Genomic DNA, 17,549 nt, shown 5'->3' with positions numbered 1-17,549 from the left:
AGGTATTCCTGCGCCGCAGCGGGAATTTGCCCACATTAAAAGAGAGCCGCCCTCCCAGGGCGGCCCCCTTATCTATATCATCAGCGAAGTTCGGCTTCACCTTCAAAGCCGGTTTCCCCGTAGATCGAAATTTTGTAGTCCAGGCGGTCAAGCACCGCCTGCATCGTCGTGATCCGTTCAGCGAGCTGCTGCCGCTGGTCCATCAGGATTTGCTTGCGGGCGGCTGTTGAAGCGTCCCCCAGTTGGAAGAGGGACACATACTCTATCAGCGCGTCGATCTGCAAGCCCGCGCCTCTCATACATTTGATGAATTCTACCCAGGCACAAGCCCTTTCATCATAGTCCCGGATGCCCCTCCCGTTGCGTGGCACCGGCGGGATCAGTCCGATCCGCTCATAGTACCGCAGTGTATCCGCAGTGATGCTATATTTTTTGCTCACTTCAGCGATTGTCATAGAGTGCTGCCCCCTTGAATTCATTGGATTAAAGCCAGAAGTCTTTTTCACTTGCAAAAAAGCCCTCTTCCAAAGATGCCCAGCAGGTTCCAAACGTTTCACCAGCCTTTGCTCCGCGCTGAGAGCCGCCTTTCGGCGGCTCTCAAAGCCTGTGGAACCACTAGTACGCTGTGTCCTGATTATACCATAACACTTTAAGCCCGCTCCAAGTCAAGCCCTTTTTGCAAAAAGCGGTACCATATCCGGCGGTTATGCGCAAAATTACCCAAAAACCGGATGGATTTTTGATACAACTCTGCATAAACTGCTGCTTGACGAGCCATTCTGGTTTGTGATACAATAAGGATACCTCTAAAAGGGTTATTTTTTTATGTCCAAAACCACAGTGTTTCCTTTACGAGGGAGGCAAAAAATTCCGGTAAAATCAGGAGGTGCCGAAACATGCGAGTGAAAATTACCCTGGCTTGCACCGAGTGCAAGCAGCGCAACTACAACAAGATGAAAAACAAGAAAAACGATCCGGACAGGCTTGAGATGAACAAATACTGCAAGTTCTGCCGGAAGCACACGCTGCACAAGGAAACCAAGTAAGGATGAAAGGCGGGTCTTATCATGGCAGATAATGCGGTGCAGAAAAAACCCGGATTCATCGCGAAGAGCAAGAAATTTTTCAAGGACGTGAAGGGCGAGCTGAAAAAGATCGTCTGGCCGGACAAAAAGCACGCCATGAACAATACCGGCATCGTGCTGGGCGTGATGGCGGTTTCGGCGGTGTTTATCGGCGGTCTGGACATCATCACTTCCTATCTGATTAAATTCTTCCTCAGCCTACTGTGACGGCGTCCCGAAATTCCGATCTGAACTGGTGGGAGGTACGCGCATGTCAGATTCGATGAGATGGTATGTGGTGCATACCTATTCCGGCTACGAGAATAAGGTGGCCACTAACATCGAAAAAGCGGTTGAAAACCGCAAGTTCCACGACCTGATCGGCGAGGTAAAGGTTCCCACTGAAACGGTCACGGAAATCAAGGACAACAAAAAGCGCGATGTGGAGCGCAAAATTTTCCCCGGTTATGTGCTGGTCAAGATGATTATGACCGACGAGAGCTGGTATATCGTGCGCAACATCCGCGGCGTCACCGGCTTTGTCGGGCCGGGCAGCAAGCCGGTCCCGCTGACCGAAGAAGAGGTCGCGCGGCTGGGCGTCGAGGTCCGCAACGTCGAGGTCAACTTCTCGGTCGGCGATTCGGTCCGGGTGGCGGACGGTTACCTCGAAGGCTTCATCGGCGTGGTCGATGAGATCGACCTTCAGAACTCGGTGGTGCGGGTAACCGTCTCGATGATGGGCAAGGATGTGCCTGTCGAGCTGGAGCTTGACCAGATTGAATCCCTGGACTAAATCTTTTCAGAGGGTGCCGGTGTAAATCCGGCGATATGGGCCGGCGTGAGCCGGCTTGTGGGAGGGCCGGCGGGTTCCGCCGCCCGGAATGAACCACTAATTTTGGAGGTGCTTTTCAATGGCTCAAAAGGTAGTTGGCTTTATCAAACTACAGATCCCGGCAGGCAAGGCAACGCCTGCTCCGCCGGTCGGCCCTGCGCTGGGTCAGCATGGCGTCAACATCATGGCATTCACCAAGGAATTCAACGAGCGTACGAAAAACGACGCCGGCCTCATCATCCCGGTTGTCATCACTGTGTATGCCGACCGTTCCTTCAGCTTTATCACCAAAACGCCCCCTGCGGCTGTTTTGATTAAAAAGGCACTCAACCTCAACAGCGGCTCCGGCGTGCCCAACAAGACCAAGGTGGGCAAGATCACCAGAGAGCAGCTTCAGAAGATCGCTGAGACCAAGATGCCCGACCTGAACGCGGCCAATATCGACTCCGCGATCAGCATGATTGCCGGTACCTGCCGCAGCATGGGTATTGAAGTCGCGGACTAAAGTGCCCGGGTGGGAGGAAAATTCCGTTAATGACCACTCTAAGGAGGAAATATTTAGATGAAACACGGTAAGAAATATTCCGAAAGCGCAAAGCTTGTTGAGCATCTGAAGCTGTACGACACCGCCGAAGCGCTTGATCTGTGCACCAAAACCGGCAAGGCCAAATTCGACGAGACGGTCGAAGTCCATGTCCGCCTGGGCGTAGACTCCCGTCATGCTGACCAGCAGGTCCGCGGCGCGGTCGTTCTGCCCAACGGCACCGGCAAAAAGGTGCGGGTAGCGGTCTTTGCGAAGGCCGACAAAGCACAGGCAGCGCTCGACGCGGGCGCGGAGATCGTCGGCGCGGAGGACCTGATGGAGCGGATCCAGAAGGAAGGCTTCATGGAGTTCGACGTTGTGATCGCATCCCCGGATATGATGGGCGTTGTGGGACGTCTCGGTAAAATTCTCGGTCCCCGCGGCCTGATGCCGAACCCGAAAGCGGGCACCGTCACCCCGGATGTCGCCAAGGCGGTTCAGGAGGCGAAAGCCGGTAAGATCGAGTACCGTCTCGACAAAACCAACATCATCCACTGCCCGATCGGTAAGGTCTCGTTCGGCGTGGAGAAGCTCCAGCAGAACTTCGACACCCTGCTCGGCGCGATCGTCAAGGCGAAACCCGCTGCGGCAAAGGGCCAGTATGTCAAATCCTGCGTGGTCGCTACCACCATGGGCCCTGGCATCAAGATCAACCCTGGACGCTTCATTTAAAGCATACTCTAAGCCCCCTGCGATCAGCAGGGGGCTTTTCAACTGCTTTGGGATATATAAGTAAGCAGCGCCAGAAGAAATAATCCAAAGCTCATCAAGTCCTTAAAGTCGAACATACCGTATCAACCTCCCGCAAACAAAAATTCCAAAGAAACTTCTATATCCAACATTATATAGTATTTATAGAGCTGAATCAATATATATTATAAATAACCATTATTAAAATAATTTGTATGATACATACATGGGATTGACTTTTGGAGCCAGATTCGATAAACTAATCTTGTCAGGGAATCGTGGACCAACGCCCTGTGGATTGAAATAATAATGGTTACTTATAGGACTGAAAAAAGACTGATGCTGTGCAGCTATGGCACAGTATTGGCCTTTTTTCTTTTGGGTTTGGTTGAATATAGGGGAAGCCTGTTCTATAGATTTTGTAGGATGCTTTTTCACTTACAAAGGAGACGGGCTTTTGATTGCGCAAAAAAACAGACAAAAAATCGTGGCTTCTACTGAAAATGCTTTTTCCCGTCAGATTCCGGCAACCTTGTCTTTACGTGGGAATGGGGGTGTGGTATAATAGACATTAACGAGATGGAGGGGAACAAAAATGGCAAATTACAGCGAACTGAATCTTTCAGAAGAGATTCAGAAAGCGATTGACCGGATGGGATTTACCGAGATGACCGAGATACAGGAAAAAGCGATCCCGGTGATGATGGAGGGACACGAGATCATTGCCAAGGCGCCCACCGGGACCGGCAAGACCTGCGCATTTGGCGTGCCGATCATCGAGAAGATCGACACGCAGGCAAACCAGGTGCAGGCGGTCATCCTCTGCCCGACCCGGGAGCTTTGCACCCAGATCACCGAAGAGCTGCGGCAGCTCGCCTTTTTCCGGCCGGAGATCAAGGTCGTGGCGGTCTATGGCGGACAGCCGATCGACCGGCAGATCAAAGCGCTCAAGCGCGGTGCGCAGATCGTAGTCGCGACCCCGGGCCGGATGCTTGACCACCTCAACCGCAGAACGATCAATCTTTCTAAAACCCGGATTGCTGTACTCGACGAGGCGGACGAGATGCTCGACATGGGCTTCTATAAGGATGTCTGCAAGATTCTTGACCGTCTGCCGAAGGACAAGCAGATGGTAATGTTTTCGGCAACGATCTCCCGGGAGGTCATGGACATCGGCTGGCTCTACCAGCGGGATACGGTCGAACTGACAGTCGAGCCGGTGAAGGAGAGCGAACCGAAGATTACCCAGTATATGCTTGAAAGTACCGGACGCCAAAAGCTGGCAGATCTGGTCTATATTTTGCAGATTCACGACTACCGTAAAGTCATGATCTTCTGCAACACCAAATACAGCACCACCAGCCTTGCGGGCCTTCTGCGGGAACGCGGCTTTAACGCCGACTGCCTCAACGGGGATATGCGGCAGAGCGAACGGAACAAGATTATGGCTGCATTCCGTGGGGAAGGGATCGACATCCTGGTTGCAACCGATGTAGCGGCGCGCGGGATCGACGTCACCGATGTGGACGCAGTGGTCAACTACGAAATCCCGCTTGAGAACGAGTATTATACCCACCGAATCGGGCGTACCGGCCGCGCAAAAAAAGAGGGCGTCTCCTATGTGTTCTACGCGCCGGACGAGCGCAAGCGGCTGGATACCATCATCCGCTATACCCGTTCGACGGTGATAGAGCTGGAATTCAACGAACAAAACGAACTGGTCGAAAAGGGCGGAAACCGCTGAAGCCCTGGAAGGATGAAAAAAGGCGGACAACAGCAAACAGCCGGACGGTAAAACCGTCCGGCTGTTTTTCCACGCGGATTCAAACTGGTTTATTGGAGTTTAAATTCAGCCCAGATGTCGTTATAGGTCTGGGTTGCACTGCCTACATCCTGCATGAACTCTGCGCCTTCGATCGCCTCATCGGGGATCACAAGCGCCTGATTTTCCAGGTACTCGCTCGCAGCGGAATTGCAGCTGATGTAATAGATCTGGTCGGTGATATGCGCGGAACGCTGGCCATCGAGGATAAAGTCAAGGAACTGGTGTGCATTATCCGGGTGGGGAGCCTGCGCAGGGATAAAGCAGGAATCAATCCCGAAGCCAAGCCCCTCCTCGGGGAATACCACCTTGAGGTTGGGATTCTCGTTGAGGGCGGTAATGATCTGGGAGGTAAACATATAACCGATCGCCGTTTCACCCGAAAGCATGAGGTTATAGGGGGAATCGTAATCAAGGGCGCGGATATTGGGTTTCAGGGAGAACAGCTTCTCCTTTGCCTGATCGAGTACGGCGGGGTCGGTTTCGTTCAGGCTTTTTCCAAGGGTTTTGAGGGTCAGGCCGATAACATTCCGGGCATCGTCCATCACCACGATCGAATCTGCAAAGGCGGGGTTCCAGAGGTCCTCAAAGCCCTTGACCTCGAAATCGACCATATCGGGATTATAGATCAGCAGCGGAATCCCGGCTGCATATGGGACGGTATACTGGTTTTCCGGGTCATAGAACTTGCCCTGGAAGGCAGGGTTGATGTTGCCGAAGTTGGGGATTTTGGACTGGTCCAGCTGGGCGAGCAGATTCTCTCCGCGGGCGATGTCGATGATGTAGTCGCTGGCAAGGACAAGGTCATATTCACCGCCTGCCTCGAGTTTCATAAGCATCTCCTCATTGCTGGAGAAATTGCTGTAATTGATTTTGATGCCGGTCTGCTCGGTGAATTCCGCGAGGATGTCGTCCGGGAAGTAGGTCGCCCAGGTGAAGATATTGAGGACCTTTTCCTCTCCTCCCTCTGCGGGCCTGGGATCATTGGTGAGGACGATGCTGGTCGGACCGTCCGCACCGCCGATGATCTGGCTGGAAGAAGCGGAATCCCCGTTGCAACCCGATGCCGCTGCCAGCGTGCACGCCGCCAGCAGGGCTGTAAAAATGCGCTTGATCTGTTTCATAGCTCTCTCCTTTTTTACTTTGTTTGGTTGGATTGGTATATGGAAAATGTTCTTTTTTTCTCTTGTAAAAAAAGAACCAAAAAAATACGCTTCTCAGGATAAAGCGTTCCGCCGTGTGCACACGGCGGCGGGGGCTCTGCCCCTCGACCCTGCAATTTTTCGAGAAAAATTGAGTAAAGCTTTAGAACCTGTATTCATAATCAGAGGATGCCGGATGGGCGAGGGATTTTGCTGCCCTGCAAGGCGAAAAAACGCAGACAATCCTTTGTGTATTGCAAGATTTTTCAACGCGGCAGGCCGGCAAAAGACCCGCTCAGACGGTGTCGAATGGTTGTGAATACGGGTTCTTAGATGCCAGACGGGTTCTTAAGCCAGATGCGGGGGTTCGGGGGCAGCGCCCCTGAACCTGCGGCGGACAGATGCCGCCAGCCGTCCGACCGCGACCAACAGGAACACCACCCCGAGCATGACGGTGCAAAGCGCGTTGACCTCGGGCGTCACGCCGGTTTTCAGCATCGAGTAAACCTGGAGCGGCAGCGTATTGGTCTGAACGCCGGTCGTAAAAAAGCTGATGATAACGTCGTCCATGCTCATGGCAAACGCGAGCAGGGTGCCGGAGAGCACCGACGGTAAAATCAGCGGGAGGGTGATGTCAAAGAATACCCGGAACCCGCCCGCACCGAGATCACGCGCAGCCTCGGTGATCGACGGGTCCAGACCGGTCAGCCGGGCCTTGACATTGACAAAAATGTACGGGACGCAGAACGTTGTGTGCGCAAGGGTGAGGGTGAGCATCCCCATCGGCAGGCGCAGAAACGAGAAAAATGCGAGATAGGCCATCCCCAGGATGATTTCCGGGACCATGATCGGGATGAGCGAGAGATTTTCGAGGGAAGCGCGCCCCCGGAAATGCCGCCGCGAGACCCCAACCGCCCCGACCGTTCCGAGCACTGCGGCCGAAAGGCTGCTCAAAGCCGCCAGCTTCAGACTGTTGAAGAAGGCGTCGATAATGCTGCGGTTTCGCATCAGCCGGCTGTACCAATCGAAGGTGAAGCCCGCCCAATGGAACAGCTTGGTGTCATTGAACGAATAGACCACCACCACTGCGATCGGCAGATAGAGCAGCAGCAGAACAAACAGAATATAGCATTCCGGAAGAAAGGTGCGTTTTTTCACAGGATCCCCTCCAGTCCGCGTTCGCCCGAGCACTTCTGATAGATGCCGATTACCAGCAGGGTCATAGCCATCATCACCACCGAAAGGGCGGCGCCCATCGGCCAGTCACGGGCGGTGAGCAGCTCATTTTTAATGAGATTGCCGAGCAGCATGGTTTTTGCGCCGCCGAGCAGGTCGGAGATAAAGAACAGCCCCACCGAGGGGATAAACACCAGCACACATCCCGCCATGATGCCCGCGCGGGTCATGGGCACAGTGACCGTCCAGAACGCCCGCCACCGGCCTGCACCGAGGTCACGCGCCGCTTCCACCAGTGATGGATCGAGCTTTTCAATCGCGCTGTAGGTCGAAAGGATCATAAACGGGAGCAGCGCATAGATCATCCCCACGAGCACTGCACCGAAATTATAGAGCAGCTTGAGCGGGGTTTCGATCACGCCGAGCGCGATGAGCAGCGTGTTGATGACTCCCTGACTGCGCAGCAGGATCATCCAGCCGTAGATCCGGACAAGCGAGTTGGTCCAGAACGGCACCACCACCAGAAGCAGCACAAGCGAACGCCGCCGCTCCGACAGCCGCGAAACAAAGTAGGAAAACGGATAGCCGATCAGCAGGGTGAACAGGGTGGTAAGCACCGCAAGCCACATGCTTTGGGCGTAGACCTTGAGGTAGGTCGGGGTAACCATCCGGGCATAACTGTCAAACGAAAATTCGGCGACCACACCCCAGGTCTGTGCGCGCTTGAGGAAGCTCATGCAGAGGATATAGATCAGCGGGATCGCAACAAATACCACCGTCCAGAGCAGGAACGGGACTGCGGCAGCTGGGAAACGGTTCTGTCTTTTGTTCATGGCGTTCCCTCCCGTTCCACCACGATTGCGCAGGCCGGGTTCCAGTAGACCTGCACCGGCTCCCCCACATCGGCGCGGCTGTGTCCGCCGCCCATCCCGTTGACAGTCAGCTCCTGCCCGTCTGGAAGGAGCAGGGTGGTGCGGAGCATACCGCCTGTATAACTGTGGGCTTTTACTGTCCCGGGCAGGGCAAACCCATATTGGCTTTCCGCGCCGAACCGCACCCGTTCGGTGCGCACCGAAAGCACCAGCCGTTCGCCTGGACGGCCGGTCCCGGCTGCTTTGACCGTCCCGCCCGCAAACGACAGCAACATCGTCCCGTCTGCACATACCTGTTCTACCGATGCGTGCAGAATGTTGCTCTGCCCGATGAACTCGGCTGCAAACCGGGTCTGCGGACGCTCATAAACATCGTCCGGCGTGCCGAGCTGGAGGATTTTCCCTGCATTCATAATCCCGATCCGGTCGCTCATGTTGAGCGCCTCCTCCTGGTCGTGGGTGATATAGATAAAGGTGATCCCGAGATCCTTCTGGAGCGCCTTCAATTCGGTCTGCATCTGCCGCCTGAGCTGTAGGTCGAGCGCCCCGAGCGGCTCGTCGAGCAGGAGCACCGCCGGATCGTTGACAATCGCCCGCGCGATCGCCACCCGCTGCCGCTGCCCGCCCGAAAGCTGGTTGGGCAGACGCCCGCCATAGCCCGGAAGCTGCACCAGCGCGAGCATCTCCTCCACCCGGCGGGCGATCTCCGGTTTGGGGATCTTTTTCAGCCGCAGCCCATAGCCGATGTTCCTGGCCACGTTCATATGTGGAAAAAGTGCGTAGCTCTGGAACACGGTATTGACATTGCGGCGGTTGGGCTCCCAGCCGGTGACATCCTGTCCCTGGAGCAGTACCTGCCCGCTGTCCGGGGCTTCCAGCCCCGCGATGATCCGCAGCGTGGTGGTCTTGCCGCATCCGGACGGGCCGAGCAGGGTCAGAAATTCCCCGCGTTCCACCTCAAGGCTCACGCCGGAGAGGGCCTCGGCCGTACCAAATGTTTTATGAATGTTCTGTAAGGATAGGATCGTTTCCGACATCGCTGCGCCTCCCAATGTAGACATATTTACTCCATTTTATCACAATCCACTGAAAATGCAAGGAAAAGCCCGGTCTCTCCCGGACTTTTCGTAGATTCGCTATATTTTTGGCCCTATCCTGTGACGCTATAGGTGAAATTTTCCCACAGCAGCCGCATCCCTTCGTCGGTTTCGGGCGGGAGCAACGCCATTGCCACGGTATTCTCCACGCCGCTGTCCGAGAGCAGCACCGCATAATCCCCGTTGATCTGCTTCACAGTGTAAAAAATCGGTTCCATCTTTGACCTCCTGTTCGTTCAATTTCTAAAAATATTTTCTGCGCCTCCGGTTGCGTTTTCAGGCTATCACAGCTACAATAAAGATGCATGATCAAACCAAAAGTTTCGTCCACCTTTTCAAAGGTGGCGGGGTCGAGGGGCGGCGCCCCCGACGCGCTCCGCACTGCGAGCCGCAGCGAAGCGTTTCGAGCGCAACCCGCCGAAGGCGGGCTCTTAGCGCGAGATGAGCGCGGGGCGCTTTCTCCTGTGAAGCGCATTTTGGGGGTGCCGGGAATTACCCGCCCGCTTCCGGCCCATACCACGCATACCGCTTCATTTCTACGAACCCTTCCGGGCTGACAGCAACCCCCTCAGATTCCAACAGCCTGCGCTGCTCGTCCTGCCCGCCGAATGCGAACCCCGGCGCAAGACGCCCCGCAGCGTTGACCACCCGATGGCAGGGGATCACCCCCGGCTCGGGATTGAGATGCAGCGCCCACCCAACCGCACGAGACGCCTTCGGGTTGCCGCATAAAAGCGCAATCTGCCCATAAGAAGCGACCCTGCCTTTGGGAATCTGCCGCACCATCTGATAGACCTGATCGTAAAAACGCATGGCTTTCCCTCCGCAATATAAATGCCTATCCCGTATCTTTCAAAACAACTGTGAGGAGTTTTCATATGACCGACCGTTTTAACGCCCTTTCACTCTCCCACCGATTCCTTGCCGAGCATGTCCGTCCCGGCGACCTTTGCATCGACGCAACCGCCGGACGCGGCTATGACACCGCCTATCTCGCCGGGCTGACCGGTGAAACCGGCAGGGTGCTCGCGTTCGATATCCAGCAGGAGGCGGTCGACAGCACCAATGCCCTGCTCCGGAAACGCGGCCTCGACCGGATTGCGCAGGTCCACCTCGACAGCCATGTGAATATGGAGCGGTACGCGCAGCCGGGCACTGTGCGGTGTATCACCTTCAACTTTGGGTGGCTCCCCGCCGGGGATCACAGCATCTTCACCCATGCGGAAACGAGCATCCCCGCGATTGAAGCGGGCTTGCGGCTGCTGACCCCCGACGGGGTGATGAGCCTTTGCATCTACTACGGCAGGGACAGCGGATTCGAAGAGCGGGACGCCCTGCTCGGCTATCTGCCCACCCTGGACAGCAAATCCTGTACCGTCCTGCTGCACGACTTTATCAACCGCCCCAACAATCCGCCTCTGTTTGCCGCAATCCTGAAAGGAATCTGAACAGGTTCTCACAGGCTCTGCAAAAACTGCAACAGTTCCCGGTTAAATGCGGCGGGCTTTTGGGCTGCGACCGCATGGGAGCCGCCGGGGATAATCCGCAGCCTTGCATGGGGAATCGACCCGGCAATCTGTTCGGTGTGGCGCTGCCGCACCGCATCATGTTCCCCGGCGATCACCAGCGTGGGGACACGGATTGCCGATAGTTCGGACGGTCTCACGTGCGGATGGTGCACCATCAGGCCGAGGATACCGGCTTTTTCGCGTGCGCCGGCGTCACACAGGCCGATCAGCCTGCAAAGCCCGTAGCCGAGCACGATCGGGGTCTGTACCGTCCATTTGATCCCGGACGGATCGAGGTTCGCCCCGTTGAGGATCAGCGAACGCACCCTCTCCGGGGCATCAAGTGCGAGACGGATCGCTGTGTTGCCGCCGTCCGAATAGCCGAGGACATGCGCGGAGGACAGCCCGAGGGCATCCAGAACTGCCGCCGCATCCCGGGCGAACCGGGTAAAATTGAGCTGCCCCTCTCCGCGGCCCGACCTGCCATGCCCGCGGGTATCCATCACAATAACCCGGTAGTGCTTTTTCAGACTGGGTATCTGTCCGCAGAAGTAACTGCTGTCCTCCCCATTCCCATGCAGGAGCAGAAGCGGTTCCCCCTGCCCGCAGGATGCATAGTAGAGGTCCGCTCCGTCATATCGGACGGTTGCCATCAAAATCTCCCCTCTCTGGGTTTCAGCATACCACCTCTCCGCACCAAAAGCAAGCCCGGTTTTCCCGCACCTTTTTCCGGTCCATGCCGTAGAATGGAGGGAGATCGTATGGAGGAGATGGAGACACATGTATCAGGGGATTGACACAAGCTCCAACAATCAAAACGGAACCGGGATCGTGGATTTTCCGGCGGTTAGCCAGAGCGGGCGCACCTTTGCAATGATCCGGGTGGGCTATGGCATACAGCGGACCTGGGGATTCGAGGGATATATCAGCAAATCGTTCGTACCCCAGCTCGTACAGGCGCAGGCCGCTGGACTGGATACCGGTGTCTACTGGTATTCCCACGCGCTGAATACCGATCAGGCGCGGATCGAAGCGCGTACCTGCCTCGACGCAATCAAGCCTTACCGGCTGACCTTTCCGGTTTCATTCGATCAGGAGTATGAGCCGCAGATTCTCGCACTCTCCCGCCGGGAGCGCACCAATATCTGCATCGCGTTCCTTCAGGAGATCCGCAAAGCCGGTTACTACCCGATGATGTACGCTTCGAAGGACTGGTTTGAAACCAAGGTATACGACAAAGAATTGGCCGAATACGACCATTGGGTTGCACAGTACGCGAGCAAGCTCACCTACTCCGGAGAAGCGGGTATCTGGCAGTACAGCGGCTCGGGAACGATCCCCGGGGTCACCGGGCTGATCGACCTCAATGTTGCCTATCGGGATTACCCCAAACTGATCCGGGAGGGCGGCTATAACCATCTGGAACCGCCGGCGGACGGCCACGATTACAAAGCGCTCTATGAGGCCGAGCGGGAGAAAAACCAAAAGCTGATCGAACAGCTCAAACAACTGATCGAGACCTATGGAGAAGATTGATCTTTCTACCTTCTGCACAATATAGCCTTTCTTTTCAGCCGTAAAATGCAGCAGTTTTACGGCTGATTCTTTTTCTTTTTGTTTGCCCCTCTCCGGAACCGTTATTTTTTATAAATCCCAGGCCAACAAGCGCCAATAAATTATGATTTTATAACAATCCGAACCCTCTTTTCCTGCTGCATCATCCGGTTTGCTGCGGCATCTGAAATCCAGTATACTGATATTAAAAAATTGAACAGGGAGGGTGCTTTATGGAACACAAATCAAAATTTTCCACCTATGATGTTGTCGTGGTTGGGCTGATGGGGGCAATGGTTTTTGTAACCACTGCATTCCTGAAAATCCAGATACCAACCCCGGCAGGCCCGACAATGTTTAAGATTGGGAACATCTTCTGTCTGCTCGCAGGTTTACTGTTCGGCGGACTTCGCGGAGGGCTTGCCGCAGGGATCGGTTCCGCACTCTACGACCTCACCAACCCGGTCTTTGTCTATGACGCCCCGTGGACTTTCATACGGTTCTTCCTGATGGCGTTTCTCTGCGGCCTGATTGCCCATTGGGGGGAGCATTCCGGCGAGGATAACCGGCTCAATCTCGTTGCTGCCATCGCAGGCTCGGGTTTTTCGACCTCTTTCTATCTGATTAAGGCGGTCACCGAGCTGGTGCTCGAGGGCAGCGCGTTCGACGCCGCGGTCGCCGCCTGTTCGGTCAAAATGGTCACCTCCGGGATCAATGCAGTATTGGCTGTGGCCGCATCGGTTCTGATCGCACCTGCCTGCCGGAAAGCACTGGTACAGGCCGGGTTGGGCGAACGGCTGAACCCTGTAAAAACCTGAAAACACAACCATACAACAAAGACCCTATGACGCTGCAAGGTTGTCAAAGGGTCTCTTTTTTTCTTTTTTATTCAGTATTTATACAAAATATATAGTTTTTTTAATAATTTTTCTCATCTTCAAAAAGGTCGTAAAAGGTCTTTTAATCCGAAATTTGTCGAAACTTGTAATAACCTGTAAGTGAAACTTGGTTCTCATGGAGGTATTACAATGACGGAAACGCCTTTGCAACCCATTTACAGCCTGAAAGAGCTGCTTCGCATCCTTCACATCTCCAAAGCCTACGACGGCTACCCCCTTCTGGTCACCGCGGTCGAGCTTGCAATGGAGGATGAGGACCGCCTTCTGCGGGTGACCAAGCTGCTCTATCCGGAGATTGCGCGGCGACACGGAACCAGCACCGTCTGCGTCCAGAAAAACCTGCGTAAGGTGATCGCGGTGTGCTGGGAACACGACGGGAAGAACCGGATTAAAGCGATCTCCGGCCTCTGCTACGAACAGAAGCCCACCCCCGAAATCTTCATCGGGATTCTTGCCGACTATATGGAAAAGATCCAGAGAGGGGGGAAAAGCCGATGACGCTGCTCAACCGGCTCGACCGCTCCTTGCTGCAGATGCTTCCCCTGCTCGAACACTCTGCAGATGCGCTCGAGCGCGGGCTGGGGGAGGCCGCCGCCCAAGAGGCCGCACAGCTCCGCGCGCTTTCCGACCTGCTCTGCGAGATTCTCGGGAAGCTCCCGCAGCTTGCGGCGCTCAAAGCTGTGATGATGCTATCGGATAATAACCCCCAGCAGCCGGGCCAGTTCGCAGGCCTGTGGAGCAGTGACAACCGCGCCGCGCAGATTCTGGGGAGCGACGACAATTCCATCAATCTCACTGGTGGTAAAATCGACCCCGGCGAGCGGAGTCCCGAATAGCTCCGCGCCGGTCAAACGGCTTTCGGAGAAGGCCAGCTCCCGAACGCTGACCGACTGCAGGACCGCTCCGGTGAGGTCGCATCCGATGAACTGGACCCGGTGCACCGCTGCCTCGTAACAGTTGATATAGCGGGCGGCGCAGCCGGCAAACCGGACATCGGTCAGCGAGCTTTCGGGCAGCAGGGCGCCGACCATCTTGCAGTCCTCGAACGTTACCCTGCGGAACGTCCCGCCGGAAAGGTCGAGGTTTGAAAGGTCGCACCTGCGAAAGGCCACATCCATGAAAAACCCCTTTTCCAACCTGCCGCCCGCAAGACGCATCCCGTCGAACAGGCAGCCGCGCAGATCCAGGCCGCGCGCATCTGTCCCGGGGAAGTCCCCTGTGAACCGCCGGTTTTCCAGCCTGTCTTCACTGTCAAGACTGGCCTGTGCTTCAACGGCAAACGATCCGCCCTCCTCAAACAGCTCGGGAAGACGGGACTGCTGCAATTTCATCCGGATACCCCTTTCGGTATAGAATCCCATCTGGCAGCCCATACTAAAGCTGCCGATGGCAAATCTTGTTTTTGGAGGAATCAACTTATGGAAGCCAGTATCGACCGCAGCGGGTGCATCTCCTGCGGACTTTGCGCAGAAACCTGCCCGGATGTTTTTCGCATGGCGGACGACGGACTCGCCGAGGTCCACGCCAGCCCGGTCCCGCCCCAGATGGAAAATGAAGCGTCCAGTGCGGCGCAGGGATGCCCGGTCTCGGTCATCACCGTAGAATAACGCTGATGAAAAACTGTATGCACAAACGATCCTACGGGGGTTGTGTATACAGTTTTTCAGCGTTTGCCCCCGGACCCTGTGCCCTATCCCTGGCAGGGGACGCTTCCCCTTTGCATAGAACCCCCTACGGGCCGGCCCTTATCCCAGCGTCTCACAGAACGCGGCAATCTCGGGCTGTCCGCCCAAAATGGTCCCCTGCACCAGCTCCCGGTTCCCGCCCCCGCGCCCGGAAAACGCCTGATTCAATGCCTTCCCGAGCGGGCGCGGGTCCCGTTTGGTGCTGCCCAGCACATACCGCCAGCCGCCCTGCCCATCCGGGGAGAAAGCCGCCGCAAGCCCTGCGCGCGCGCAGAGCGCCTGACAGTACCGCCGCAGCGCCGCATGATCCAGCCCCTCCTCGAACACGACCGCCCGGTCGGTTCCCTCTGCAAACCGCTCTGCTTTCATGGCGAATAACTGTTTTTCCAACTGTGCCGCCCGTTGTTCCAGATGGGCGTTTTCAGCGAGCAGCCGTTCGACCGCCGGGACTGTCTCGTGAATCTTTGCCGAGAGCAGCCCGGAGATTGCATAGAGATCGGTATTTTTCGCGGCATAGTCGGCGAGCGCCCGCGCTCCGCAGAGCATCCACACCCGCACGCCCCCCTTGCTGCGCTGGGAGGTCAGCAGCTTGATCGCACCGATCTCCCCTGTGCGCCGGACATGGGTGCCGCAGCAGGCGCAGACATCGCTTCCCGGGACGGTTACGATCCGCACCGCACCGGTCAGTTCCTTTTTGCTGCGGTAGTCGAGCCGCGCCAGCGCTTCGGGGTCGGGATATGCAATCTGGATTTCACGATCCGCCCAGACCGCATGGTTCGCTTCCCGTTCGACCTGTGCAAGCTGCTCCGCATCCAGTTCCCCGCTCAGGTCGATCGTCACCGCATCACTCCCCATATGAAACCCCACATTATCCAGCCCGAACAGCCGGTGGATGATCCCGGACACGATATGCTCCCCGCTATGGTTCTGCATCAGCGAGAACCGGCGGTCCCAGTCGATCTCCGCCTCCACCTTCCTGCCCGGCTCGAGCGGGCCGGCGGCCGTATGGAACACCTCGCCGCCCTTTTCGTGGGTGTCGCTCACCCGTACCCCGCCGATCTGCCCGCTGTCCCCCGGCTGGCCACCGCCCTCGGGATAGAATGCTGTACGATCCAGAGTGATCCGCCAGCCGGTGCCGGCCGGTTCACATCCGGTCACCGTCGCGGTGAACCGCCGCAGATACGGGTCGGTGTAATACCATTTCTCAGTCATCTCTGCCACCTCGCATTGTTAGAACCCGTATGCATAACCATTCGACACCGTCTGATCAGGAGCTTTTGCCGGCCTGCCGCGCTGAAAAACCTTGCAATACACAAAGTATTGTCTGCGTTTTTTCGCCTTGCAGGGCAACAAAATCCCTCGCCCATTCGGTATCCCCTGATTATGAATACAGGTTCTTATTTCCAACTCTCCCAGACTTCGGGACAGTAACCCACCGTCGCCTGTTTGCCGTTGCGGACGACCGGCGTTTTGAGCAGTCCCGGATATTCCAGCAGCTTGTCCGCGATGTTCTCTTCCGAAGCAAGATATGCCACGAAGGAACGGTCGTAATCCTTGGACGCTGGATCAATCAGCGGCTTCAACCCGCCGACCGACCGCTTGACCGACTCCAGTTCCCCCTTGCTCATCCCGATCCGCCCAAGGTCGATCTTTTGGTAGGGGATCCGCCGCTCCTTGAACCATCGCTCCGCCTTTTTGGTATCGAAGCATTTGCCCTTCCCAAAAATTTGAATGTTCATTTAAACCACCCCCGCAGCCGAAACAACATCCCAGATCAGCTTGCCAAATACCCCGATCAGCACCAGCACCACGATCACCTTAATGAATTTGGTCCCTTTGCTGATCGCGAGGCTGCTTCCGATCCAGCCGCCCAGAATACCGCAGATTCCGGCAGGGACCGCCAACAGGAACAGCACATTCCCATGCAGCAGATAAACAATCAGGCTCGCCAGATTGGAAGCAAGGTTTGCAACCTTGGCATTGCCGCTCGCAGTTACATAGTCATATCCAATGAACGAGGTGTATGCGAGGATCATAAAGGTCCCGGTCCCGGGGCCGATGACCCCGTCATAGAGGCCGATCAGCAGGCCGGCCATCCCGCAGCCCAGGTAGAGCCGGCGCCCTTCCAGCAGACGCATATTCTGCCGGTGATGGTTGCCGAACAGCACCACCACTGCCGCAATCGGCAGGATCACCAGAACCAGTTTTTTCAGGAAGAGCGGGTCGAGCCGCAGATTGATCTGTGCGCCGATAGAAGCGCCGCAGAGCGAAAAAACCGCTGAAACCGTCGCCGATTTCCACTTGATCTTGCCGCTTTTCTGGTAGCGGACTGCCGAAATGATGCTGCCCATACTGGCGGAAAACTTGTTGCAGCCAAATGCGGTATGAATCGGCAGTCCGGTCATCATATAGACCGGCAGACTAATCAGACCGCCGCCGCCCGCAATGCTGTCGATAAAGCTTGCCAGAAAGATCATCGGGCAGACCAGCAGGATCATCTGTGTCATTGTCACAATCTCCAGCTCCATTCCTCAAAACAAGATTTAACAGTGGATACGCAAATGAAAAAAGAACAGCCTTCCCAGCTTACCGGGGAGGGGCCTGCGGAGAGGAGGCGCTGCCCCC

General features: G+C 56.2%; 24 protein-coding genes. 12 read left to right on the top strand and 12 right to left on the bottom strand.

What is annotated here, in order from left to right; translation table 11 throughout:
• Positions 1-80 precede the first annotated feature (80 nt).
• The gene (locus tag D5269_RS03375) at positions 81-455 is read right to left on the bottom strand and encodes a MerR family transcriptional regulator (protein ID WP_120482589.1); all 375 of its coding nucleotides are present in this window, start codon (positions 453-455) and stop codon (positions 81-83) included.
• A gap of 441 nt (positions 456-896) precedes the next feature.
• Here D5269_RS03375 and rpmG point away from each other — a divergent pair, with 441 nt between their 5' ends.
• From rpmG to D5269_RS03345, 6 genes are all read left to right on the top strand, one after another.
• Complete coding sequence (rpmG, locus tag D5269_RS03370; RefSeq protein ID WP_016317424.1) at positions 897-1,046, top strand: 50S ribosomal protein L33; 150 nt, start codon at positions 897-899, stop codon at positions 1,044-1,046.
• Between the two features lie 21 nt (positions 1,047-1,067).
• Positions 1,068-1,292 carry a preprotein translocase subunit SecE gene (gene secE / locus D5269_RS03365; protein ID WP_016317425.1) on the top strand — a complete coding sequence of 75 codons (225 nt, stop codon included), beginning with the start codon at positions 1,068-1,070 and terminating at the stop codon, positions 1,290-1,292.
• Between the two features lie 43 nt (positions 1,293-1,335).
• Positions 1,336-1,857, top strand: a complete 522-nt coding sequence (gene nusG, locus D5269_RS03360) for a transcription termination/antitermination protein NusG (protein WP_016317426.1) — start codon at positions 1,336-1,338, stop codon at positions 1,855-1,857.
• A 118-nt stretch (positions 1,858-1,975) separates the two neighbouring features.
• The gene (gene rplK, locus D5269_RS03355) at positions 1,976-2,401 is read left to right on the top strand and encodes a 50S ribosomal protein L11 (RefSeq protein ID WP_016317427.1); all 426 of its coding nucleotides are present in this window, start codon (positions 1,976-1,978) and stop codon (positions 2,399-2,401) included.
• A gap of 57 nt (positions 2,402-2,458) precedes the next feature.
• Positions 2,459-3,151, top strand: a complete 693-nt coding sequence (gene rplA / locus D5269_RS03350; protein WP_016317428.1) for a 50S ribosomal protein L1 — start codon at positions 2,459-2,461, stop codon at positions 3,149-3,151.
• 613 nt (positions 3,152-3,764) lie between these two features.
• A complete protein-coding gene (locus tag D5269_RS03345) occupies positions 3,765-4,913 on the top strand; it encodes a DEAD/DEAH box helicase (protein ID WP_016317429.1) in 1,149 nt (382 codons plus the stop codon).
• An 89-nt stretch (positions 4,914-5,002) separates the two neighbouring features.
• Here the strand turns inward: D5269_RS03345 and D5269_RS03340 are convergent, their stop codons facing one another.
• Positions 5,003-6,115: a spermidine/putrescine ABC transporter substrate-binding protein gene (locus D5269_RS03340; protein WP_016317430.1), complete on the bottom strand. Its 1,113-nt coding sequence runs from the start codon at positions 6,113-6,115 to the stop codon at positions 5,003-5,005.
• Between D5269_RS03340 and D5269_RS03335 the strand changes: the two genes are divergently transcribed.
• The gene (locus D5269_RS03335; RefSeq protein ID WP_147407899.1) at positions 6,096-6,452 is read left to right on the top strand and encodes a hypothetical protein; all 357 of its coding nucleotides are present in this window, start codon (positions 6,096-6,098) and stop codon (positions 6,450-6,452) included. The two genes, D5269_RS03340 and D5269_RS03335, sit on opposite strands and share 20 nt — an antisense overlap.
• Before the next feature lie 29 nt (positions 6,453-6,481).
• Here D5269_RS03335 and D5269_RS03330 read toward each other — a convergent pair whose 3' ends face one another.
• The 5 genes from D5269_RS03330 to D5269_RS03310 all read right to left on the bottom strand — a co-directional run bounded on the left by D5269_RS03330 (position 6,482) and on the right by D5269_RS03310 (position 10,091).
• Positions 6,482-7,291, bottom strand: a complete 810-nt coding sequence (locus D5269_RS03330; RefSeq protein ID WP_120482593.1) for an ABC transporter permease subunit — start codon at positions 7,289-7,291, stop codon at positions 6,482-6,484.
• Positions 7,288-8,142, bottom strand: coding sequence for an ABC transporter permease (locus D5269_RS03325; protein WP_016317432.1), 855 nt, complete (start codon positions 8,140-8,142; stop codon positions 7,288-7,290). The genes D5269_RS03330 and D5269_RS03325 overlap by 4 nt, the downstream gene beginning before the upstream one ends.
• A complete protein-coding gene (locus D5269_RS03320; RefSeq protein ID WP_120482595.1) occupies positions 8,139-9,218 on the bottom strand; it encodes an ABC transporter ATP-binding protein in 1,080 nt (359 codons plus the stop codon). The genes D5269_RS03325 and D5269_RS03320 overlap by 4 nt, the downstream gene beginning before the upstream one ends.
• 113 nt (positions 9,219-9,331) lie before the next feature.
• Complete coding sequence (locus tag D5269_RS03315) at positions 9,332-9,496, bottom strand: hypothetical protein (protein ID WP_016317434.1); 165 nt, start codon at positions 9,494-9,496, stop codon at positions 9,332-9,334.
• A gap of 274 nt (positions 9,497-9,770) precedes the next feature.
• The gene (locus D5269_RS03310) at positions 9,771-10,091 is read right to left on the bottom strand and encodes an MGMT family protein (RefSeq protein ID WP_016317435.1); all 321 of its coding nucleotides are present in this window, start codon (positions 10,089-10,091) and stop codon (positions 9,771-9,773) included.
• On the opposite strand from D5269_RS03310, the gene D5269_RS03305 reads away from it, so the two are divergent.
• On the top strand, positions 10,007-10,726 hold the full coding sequence (locus tag D5269_RS03305) for a class I SAM-dependent methyltransferase (RefSeq protein WP_347707284.1): 720 nt from the start codon (positions 10,007-10,009) through the stop codon (positions 10,724-10,726). The genes D5269_RS03310 and D5269_RS03305 overlap by 85 nt on opposite strands.
• A gap of 8 nt (positions 10,727-10,734) precedes the next feature.
• Here D5269_RS03305 and D5269_RS03300 read toward each other — a convergent pair whose 3' ends face one another.
• Positions 10,735-11,439, bottom strand: a complete 705-nt coding sequence (locus tag D5269_RS03300) for an alpha/beta hydrolase (RefSeq protein ID WP_016317437.1) — start codon at positions 11,437-11,439, stop codon at positions 10,735-10,737.
• A gap of 127 nt (positions 11,440-11,566) precedes the next feature.
• Here D5269_RS03300 and D5269_RS03295 point away from each other — a divergent pair, with 127 nt between their 5' ends.
• From D5269_RS03295 to D5269_RS03285, 3 genes are all read left to right on the top strand, one after another.
• Entirely contained in the window at positions 11,567-12,322 is a 756-nt protein-coding gene (locus D5269_RS03295; RefSeq protein ID WP_120482599.1) for a glycoside hydrolase family 25 protein, read from the top strand.
• A gap of 251 nt (positions 12,323-12,573) precedes the next feature.
• The gene (locus D5269_RS03290; RefSeq protein WP_120482601.1) at positions 12,574-13,158 is read left to right on the top strand and encodes an ECF transporter S component; all 585 of its coding nucleotides are present in this window, start codon (positions 12,574-12,576) and stop codon (positions 13,156-13,158) included.
• A 210-nt stretch (positions 13,159-13,368) separates the two neighbouring features.
• Positions 13,369-13,737, top strand: coding sequence for a sporulation initiation factor Spo0A C-terminal domain-containing protein (locus D5269_RS03285; protein ID WP_120482603.1), 369 nt, complete (start codon positions 13,369-13,371; stop codon positions 13,735-13,737).
• A 191-nt stretch (positions 13,738-13,928) separates the two neighbouring features.
• Here D5269_RS03285 and D5269_RS03280 read toward each other — a convergent pair whose 3' ends face one another.
• Positions 13,929-14,570, bottom strand: coding sequence for a pentapeptide repeat-containing protein (locus tag D5269_RS03280; protein ID WP_158604819.1), 642 nt, complete (start codon positions 14,568-14,570; stop codon positions 13,929-13,931).
• 87 nt (positions 14,571-14,657) lie between these two features.
• On the opposite strand from D5269_RS03280, the gene D5269_RS03275 reads away from it, so the two are divergent.
• Positions 14,658-14,846: a ferredoxin gene (locus D5269_RS03275; RefSeq protein WP_016317443.1), complete on the top strand. Its 189-nt coding sequence runs from the start codon at positions 14,658-14,660 to the stop codon at positions 14,844-14,846.
• A 138-nt stretch (positions 14,847-14,984) separates the two neighbouring features.
• On the opposite strand, the gene D5269_RS03270 is transcribed toward D5269_RS03275, so the two are convergent.
• From D5269_RS03270 to D5269_RS03260, 3 genes are all read right to left on the bottom strand, one after another.
• The gene (locus D5269_RS03270) at positions 14,985-16,136 is read right to left on the bottom strand and encodes an alanyl-tRNA editing protein (RefSeq protein ID WP_120482607.1); all 1,152 of its coding nucleotides are present in this window, start codon (positions 16,134-16,136) and stop codon (positions 14,985-14,987) included.
• Between the two features lie 185 nt (positions 16,137-16,321).
• Positions 16,322-16,663, bottom strand: coding sequence for an ArsC/Spx/MgsR family protein (locus D5269_RS03265; RefSeq protein WP_120482609.1), 342 nt, complete (start codon positions 16,661-16,663; stop codon positions 16,322-16,324).
• Entirely contained in the window at positions 16,664-17,431 is a 768-nt protein-coding gene (locus tag D5269_RS03260) for a TSUP family transporter (RefSeq protein ID WP_243126572.1), read from the bottom strand.
• Between the last annotated feature and the right edge of the window lie 118 nt (positions 17,432-17,549).

Origin of the sequence: Anaerotruncus sp. 1XD42-93 (assembly GCF_009917605.1) — a bacterium.
In the GTDB taxonomy this organism is placed as follows: Bacteria; Bacillota; Clostridia; order Oscillospirales; family Ruminococcaceae; genus Anaerotruncus.
This window is presented reverse-complemented; position numbering and strand designations above follow the sequence as displayed.